This is a genomic window from Winogradskyella sp. (assembly GCF_016744625.1).
GTDB lineage: Bacteria > Bacteroidota > Bacteroidia > Flavobacteriales > Flavobacteriaceae > Winogradskyella.
Map to the genome: position 1 here is coordinate 1 of NZ_JADGDZ010000135.1, position 6,047 is coordinate 6,047.

Consider the following 6,047-nt stretch of genomic DNA (forward strand, 5'->3'; position numbering starts at 1 on the left):
TTGTATCACTCCATAATAGATTTGGTTCTGTTGCAATAGAGAAAATTGGAAGAGTTGAAATAGTGTTTATGATAAATGAAGCAGTTTTAGTTTTAGAGAAATTATTAAAAATGAAATATACTGCAAGACTCACAATGGTTGGTCCAGATGTAGATGGTTCATTGATTCAGGTTAAGAAACTAGCGAAAAATAAGAATTTAGATGTTAGTTTTACTGGAAAACTTTCTAAGCAAGAGTGGATAGCCTTATCTGAGGAGTGTAATGTATTTATTAATACAACAAATTACGATAATACACCAGTAAGCGTCATCGAAGCAATGGCACTAGGATTACCAGTCGTATCTACAGATGTTGGTGGTTTACCTTATTTAATTGACGACAAAGAAGATGGGCTTTTAGTGCCTCCACAAGATGTTGACTCAATGGTTAATGCGATTATTAAACTAAAATCAAATGAAGCACTTAGAGCTGGATTAATAAATAAGGCTCGCTCTAAAGTTGAAAAATTTGATTGGAATTGTGTAAAACATAAGTGGGAAGTCCTTTTGTCTTAATTTAGTGTTAAAAATCATTTCGTCTTATTATCTTTACAACATAGTCTAGCCTATCAATGAAGCATAAAAAAGGTATTCATTTCGAAGTCTCTGAACGTAAGATTCTATTGAGAATTATAGATTTGGTGATGGTATTTGTTGGCGTTTACTGTTTGAGCCTTTTCTTTGATTTTGAATATATTATAGTAAATAAAGATAACAGTATTGCATTAATCCTTTTGGGTGTTTATATTACTATTTTTGGAACCATCTTTGAACTTTATGATCTGCAAAAGGCGAGTAAGTTTGATACCACTTTTAGAAATATTGTTATTACAACTTCTACAGTAGTTTTATTTTATCTTTTAACACCTGTGTTGTCTCCGTATTTGCCAGAAGAACGTTTACAAATAGTCTACTTTTATTTTACTATAATTATTTCTATACTGCTATGGAGATTAATATATTTAAATTTATTTGAGTCTCCACGCTTTTATAAGCGAGTCCTTTTAGTTGGCGAAGTTTCTAATATTGATGGATTAGTTAGAGCATTAGATACATCTGATCCAAATTATAAAATAGTTGGCTTTATTAATAGTGAAGTTTCAACATCTGAGTCTGTTAAATTTAAAGGGCTTAAAGAGTTTGAAGCTAAATTTTTTTTAGAAGTTATTGAAAGAGAAAGAATATCTGAAGTTTTGGTGGCAAGTTTTAATACCGAAGCAATTATAGCAGAGGTCTATCATGATTTGATGATGCTACTAGAGCGTGGCTTTAAGATTAGAGAGTATACTCAAGTCTATGAAGAATTACTACATAGAGTGCCAATTCAATTTGTAGGTAAAGATTTTTATAAATATTTTCCTTTTAGTAGGAGTAATGAAAATCAACTTTACATCTTTTTTCATCGTGCTTTTGATGTTGTAGTTGCTTTTTTTGGTTTAATATTGGGATCATTGTTATTACCTTTAATTATAATAGTAAACCTTATTGGGAATAAAGGACCATTGTTTTATTCTCAAGAACGTGTCGGAAAAAATAGTAAGCCATTTAAGATTCTTAAGTTAAGAACGATGGTGATAAACGCAGAGAAAGATGGAGTTAAGTGGGCAAAAAAAGATGATAAGCGTATAACTAAATTTGGTAAATTTTTAAGACGCTCACGATTAGATGAAATCCCTCAATTTTACAATGTTTTAAAAGGCGAAATGAGCATAATAGGACCAAGACCAGAACGTCCTTTCTTTGTTAACGAATTATCTCGTATTATACCATTTTACGAAACACGTCATATTATAAAACCTGGACTTACAGGTTGGGCTCAGGTCAATACAAGGTATGGTTCTTCCATAGATGATAGTCTAACCAAGTTGCAATATGATTTATATTATATTAAGCATCGAAGTATCTTCTTAGATTTTAGTATTACAATAAAAACTTTGAGTACTATTTTGTATTACAGAGGACAGTAGTTTAAGCTTTGTTATAGAATTTAATTAAGAAGATATATCTCACCATTAAAGCAATGAGTAGAGGTATTAAACCTATAGCAAAGACTTGGATTCCAATTATCCAATGTAATGTCAGAAGACAGAGCATAATAATTAAGAACTTTAAATACCCCTTAAACCATGATTTTACTTGTGGTTTTAATAACTGAGCAATTACTATAATATTTAGTGGTACTGCCCATAAGACATTATAATTTTGAGCTGTAGCAGAGTGGTCAGTAGCAAACCATAATAATAAAAGAAGAATTCCAATCACTCCAGTGGTTCCAAAGAGTAAAATATCCAACCATTTACTCCTTGTATTATTTTTAAAGTCTTTATAAGTAATAAATAGAATTAGAACGGCCAGAAGTCCCATAATCATTAATGGGCTAAAAAGAAAGTTGGAGGGTATTTCCTTTTCTTTCTTTTGAAAAATCACAGATGATTTCTTTACTAGATTTTCTGAATCATTAATTTTTGCACTATCAAAAAAAGCATGAATATATTTTGGTAAAAACATGTACTCACTAGTAGTGGCTTCTTTGTCAATAACTGAACCCAAGGCAATATCAATACCAAAACTTCCCCAAGAATTTAGTGATACATGTTCATGGATAAGGCTTCTAAAAGTTTTTGGCTCAAACCTTTTAGGTACAGCGAAATTTATGTCATTATTTGTTACTGTATTTGCAACATCTCTAATTCGAGTAGCACAGTTGTCATAGAAGAAATCATAAAGATACCTTCTGTTTTCTGGCTTATAGTTAGTTTCTAAATAATCGAATAATCTTTGTTTCTCTTCAATTGTAAGATTAAGTACTTGTTCATTAATAGTACGATTGTAGCTTACATAATGATTATGAAAATCAGAATAGTTATGTCTACTTATTAGATAATTTAATTTACCACGTGCAAATTTTAAATAGAAATTTGGAGCGTCAAAATCGTATTCGCCATAGCCATAGACAGCATCAATTCCTCGACTTTTATCTTTTATTCTAAATGCGTTGTGTCCAAAAGCATCATTTAATGATTGACCAGGACCAATAGTAAGTATAGATATTTTTGTGTCTGGTGTTAATTGAAAATTCTGCGAAGACAAAGAAAATAAGACTAAAAAGATAAGAATAAAGGATAGTTTTAGTTTCATGTGTTTATATATGTTATTTTCAAAGGTCACATGTTCTCTATTAATCATTTCTGATGATATAATTTTTAATATGCTCGTTTCATAAGTATCACTATCTAAATACGCTAAAATCTATTTTTAGAGAAAATATATTAGAGTACAATGCAGAACTTTGGTCTCCAATATCTGTAAATGCATAATCTAGCTGAATACCTTTGTATTTAAAACCTACACCAAAATTAGGTTGAAATGTTAGCTTCTCGGAATCATCTAGCTGTCTTTCGTTTTGAAAATTACCAAAACCAGATCTTAAAAACACTAAGTCAGCATAACCAAAATCAAAACCTATAGCAGGATTTATGCTAGCAAAAGAGGTTGAAAACACATCATTGTTTTCTTCAAATCTTACATTTAAATTTGCTGCAGCAAGGAATGAATAGTCGTAATTAAAAATCCATTTTTTTGACATTCCGAACTGTAATTTCGGAATCGTTATTTCTGTAGTTTCAGGTAATTCTTGATTTTCACCTTCAATAGCACCACTAATTTGTTCAAATTTCTTGTCGTCTATAGACCATGCATTATAAGTCGTTGTAATGTCTCTTGCCATTAAACCAAATTTCCAACCATTTTTGCCTTCAAACTGAATACCAGCATCTAAACCAAAACCCCAAGAAGAAGCGAAATCTCCGATGATTCTTCTAATAATTTTTGCATTGACTCCAAAATTTAAACCATCTAATGGTAATTTTCTAGCATAAGAAAATGTCAATCCATAATCTGCGGTAGAGAAAGTACTTATTCTATCGTAATTTATATTGCCTTGGTCATCTATTAACTGTGTGGTATCTAAAATGTCATCTACTCCAAATCTAATTAAAGACAAACCAACTGCACTTCTGTCATCTAAGGGCATTGCATAGGCGAGATAGTTGTAGTTAGCGATATTAGCAAAGTAACTCGAATGCATTAAGGCAAGCTGGTTGTCTTCTAGGTGCACTAAACCTGCTGGATTCCAATATCCAGAATTTACGTCAGCAGTTTGTGACACAACAGCATTACTCATACCTAATGCAGCAGCATCAACGCCAATATTCATAAATTCATTAGAATATTTTCTTGTTGTTTGAGCCGAAGCGAAAAGCGTAGCAAGTGTTAAGAGAATTACATAGTAATTTTTCAACAGCAAAATTTTTTACAAAGATGCACAATTTTTCTATCTATTTAACTGCAAAAATCCCTTCTTATTGTCTAATTATTGGGCAATTTGAAAAAAATAATAAGATAAGCTCAAATACTTTTTTATTTTTACATAAATTAAATTCATGAGTTTAAAACGACATATTCCTAATGCGGTTACACTTCTAAATCTGTTTTCAGGATGTATCGCATTGATATTTGCGGTTTATGGTAATTTTGTTGCTGCTGCGGTATTTGTTTTTCTAGGAATCTTTTTCGACTTTTTTGACGGCCTTTTAGCACGAAAGCTAAATGTACAGAGTCCACTTGGTATTCAATTAGACTCGTTAGCAGATTTAGTGACAAGTGGAGTAGTGCCTGGCGTAATAATGTTTAAACTTATTTCATTAACAGTTGATGCGCCAGATTATTCAACCTATAGTGATAGTTGGAATTCTATTTTTCACTGGCAAGGTTTTAAATTGTCGGTATTACCATTAATAGGATTACTTATCCCATTAGCATCTGCTTATCGCTTAGCAAAATTTAATTTAGATGAAGATCAACAGTCTTATTTTAAAGGATTACCAGTGCCAGCCAACACATTATTGATTTTGTCTTTACCGTTAATTTTAGAATATCAGAATAGCGATATAATGAATTCTATAATTATAAATAAGTGGTTTTTAATTGGTCTAACGCTTTTAAGCTGTTATTTATTAAACTCTAAAATAAAATTGTTTGCTTTAAAATTTAAGGACTGGAGTTTTAAAAGTAATGCGACACGTTATATCTTTTTAGTTTTAAGCCTTGTAGCTCTTATTGTACTTCGCTTTGCCGCAATTCCTTTAGTGATTGCTCTATACATTATACTATCATTGTTAGATAGAAAAAATATCAATTAATTAAATTAATACTTCATAAACCATGGCTGAAATCATTTTCACACTATTAATGCTTGTTATGTTACAAGCCGTTTTAGGATTTGATAATCTTCTTTACATTTCTTTAGAATCAAAGAAAGCACCACAAGCTGATCAAAAACGAGTGAGAAAAGTTGGTATTCTTATAGCTATAGTTCTTAGAATAGTATTGCTATTTGTTTTGGTCTCTATTATTGATTTCTTTCAAGAACCTTTTTCGTTTTTAACAGGTCATATTGAAGATGTTATTAATTTCGCCTTTAATGGTCACAGTATTATTGTTTTACTTGGAGGAGGCTTTATCATTTACACAGCTATTAAAGAAATTTGGCATATGATTTCTACCCAAGATTTAAGTCATGATATAGAAGGTGGAGGATCAAGAAATAAATCAGCAAGTGCAGTTATAGTTAGCATTGTTATAATGAACTTAGTTTTTTCATTTGATTCTATATTAGCAGCAATAGGACTTACAAGTGAAATAGAAAATTCAACAACTGCATTTATTGTTATGGCAATTGCTATTGTCGCTAGTGGTTTGCTAATGTTATTAATGGCGGATAGGATTTCAGTATTCTTGGCTAAAAATAGAATGTACGAAGTATTAGGATTATTTATTTTATTTATTGTAGGTATTATGTTAGTGACCGAAGGTGGTCATTTAGCACATTTAAAAATCTTTGGAAACGAGATTGTACCAATGAGTAAGACTACGTTCTATTTTGTTATTGTCGTTTTAGTGATCGTAGATATTGTGCAAGGACGTTATCAGAAGAAGTTGATAAAAGAA

At 30.8% G+C, this 6,047-nt stretch carries 6 protein-coding genes; 4 read left to right on the plus strand and 2 right to left on the minus strand.

Going from position 1 to position 6,047, the window contains the following annotated elements:
- Nucleotides 1–554 (plus strand): glycosyltransferase family 4 protein (locus QZZ53_RS16560; protein WP_296386761.1); only part of this gene is annotated, 554 nt, incomplete at its 5' end.
- A 56-nt stretch (nucleotides 555–610) separates the two neighbouring features.
- Complete coding sequence (locus QZZ53_RS16565) at nucleotides 611–2,005, plus strand: sugar transferase (protein WP_296386764.1); 1,395 nt, start codon at nucleotides 611–613, stop codon at nucleotides 2,003–2,005.
- A 1-nt stretch (nucleotide 2,006) separates the two neighbouring features.
- On the opposite strand, the gene QZZ53_RS16570 is transcribed toward QZZ53_RS16565, so the two are convergent.
- Together QZZ53_RS16570 and QZZ53_RS16575 are read right to left on the minus strand one after the other, a co-directional pair.
- On the minus strand, nucleotides 2,007–3,176 hold the full coding sequence (locus tag QZZ53_RS16570; RefSeq protein WP_296386766.1) for a DUF4105 domain-containing protein: 1,170 nt from the start codon (nucleotides 3,174–3,176) through the stop codon (nucleotides 2,007–2,009).
- Between the two features lie 91 nt (nucleotides 3,177–3,267).
- A complete protein-coding gene (locus tag QZZ53_RS16575; protein WP_296386768.1) occupies nucleotides 3,268–4,338 on the minus strand; it encodes a PorV/PorQ family protein in 1,071 nt (356 codons plus the stop codon).
- Between the two features lie 142 nt (nucleotides 4,339–4,480).
- Here QZZ53_RS16575 and QZZ53_RS16580 point away from each other — a divergent pair, with 142 nt between their 5' ends.
- Nucleotides 4,481–5,239, plus strand: coding sequence for a CDP-alcohol phosphatidyltransferase family protein (locus QZZ53_RS16580; protein WP_296386770.1), 759 nt, complete (start codon nucleotides 4,481–4,483; stop codon nucleotides 5,237–5,239).
- A 22-nt stretch (nucleotides 5,240–5,261) separates the two neighbouring features.
- A partial coding sequence (locus QZZ53_RS16585) for a tellurium resistance protein TerC (protein ID WP_296386773.1) occupies nucleotides 5,262–6,047 on the plus strand: 786 nt, incomplete at its 3' end.